At 32.3% G+C, this 1611-nt stretch carries 2 protein-coding genes; both read left to right on the top strand.

The features are described 5' to 3' along the window. The coding region (locus tag ACHZC3_RS06180; protein ID WP_394759004.1) for a 3'-5' exonuclease at positions 1-1038 on the top strand (1038 nt) is incomplete at its 5' end. 46 nt (positions 1039-1084) lie between these two features. Further along, a partial coding sequence (locus ACHZC3_RS06175; protein ID WP_394759003.1) for an aminotransferase class I/II-fold pyridoxal phosphate-dependent enzyme occupies positions 1085-1611 on the top strand: 527 nt, incomplete at its 3' end.

Raw genomic sequence — 1611 nt, 5'->3', positions numbered from 1 at the left:
GATTTCTTAGATTATTGGAACAAAAATGGGCACAAACTAAGTATCCCGTCGGCCGAAGGATCTAATGCGATTCGGATCATGACCATTCACAAATCGAAAGGATTAGAATTTCCTGTGGTTATTTTTCCTTTTGCCGAAGAAAATTATAGTGCGCCCAAACGAGAAAAAATGTGGATTGATTCTCATTCTGACGATTTAGATTTTGATAAATTTTTGATAGACAAGTCTAGTAAAGTAGCAGAATATGGAGAAAATGCAGCTACAGTTTACAATCAGAAATCACAAGAAGATTTATTAGATAATATTAATGTTTTGTATGTAGCATTAACGCGTGCTGAAGAACAATTGTATATTATTTCTAGTATGAAAGGAAGAAACAAAGAGGGAGATTTGCCTAATAATTCGGCTTCATTATTTATTGAGTTTTTAGAAGATTACAAAAATTTCGATTCAACTATTTTGAATTACGAATTTGGAAATCCAAAAAGAATTTCTAAACAAAAACCATTGGAAGCCAAACGTAAAAACATCGAAGTTGTAAATTCAGTTATCAATCCAAATGCTATAAAAATTGCACAACGAGAATCGCTCATGTGGGGAACGCATCAGCAGGAAGCCATCGAATTTGGTAACGTTTTGCATGAAATTTTATCATTCGTTAAAACTAAAAAAGATATTCCATTGGCAATAAAAAAAGCATTAGAAAACGGATTGATTACCGAAAATCAGCAACAAGAAGTAGAAAAAACGATTACTGAAATCATTTTTCATCCCGAATTAAAAGACTTTTTTGATGAGAATGCTAAAGTTTTTAATGAACAATCTATTATTAAAAAAGATTTGAAAACTATAAAACCAGACCGAGTTACTATTTCTGGACAAAATGCTTATTTGTTAGATTACAAAACCGGAAAGCACCAACCAAAATACGAAAATCAACTAAAAGAGTATGAATTTGCACTGATAGAAATGGGATTTAATGTGCAGAAAAAATCACTCATATATATAGGAGAGAATTTAGAAATAGTACATTTGTAGAAAATAGTCAAAAATAGAATAAACGAATAACCAAATACACATAAAAATGTACGGAAAAATTAAACAACACTTACAAAACGAGTTAAACACAATCGAGGAAAACGGAATTTTCAAACGTGAAAGAGTTATTACTTCGCCACAAGGAGCAGAAATTACTGTTAATGGAGAAACGGTTCTTAATTTTTGTGCCAATAATTATTTAGGATTGTCTTCGCACCCAGAAGTAGTCCAGGCAGCAAAAGATGCTTTAGATTCACATGGTTTCGGAATGTCATCTGTACGTTTTATTTGCGGAACTCAAGACATTCATAAAACATTAGAACAAAAGATTGCTGATTTCTATGGAACAGAAGATACCATTTTATATGCAGCAGCTTTTGATGCGAATGGTGGTGTTTTCGAACCATTACTCGGAGAAGAAGATTGTATTATTTCTGACAGTTTAAATCATGCATCAATAATAGATGGAGTTCGTTTGTGTAAAGCAGCACGTTATCGTTACGAAAATTCCAACATGGAAGATTTAGAGCTACAACTAATTAAAGCTACTGAAGCAGGAACTCGTTTCAAACT

Origin of the sequence: Flavobacterium sp. (assembly GCF_043720215.1) — a bacterium.
Taxonomy (GTDB): Bacteria; Bacteroidota; Bacteroidia; order Flavobacteriales; family Flavobacteriaceae; genus Flavobacterium.
This window is presented reverse-complemented; position numbering and strand designations above follow the sequence as displayed.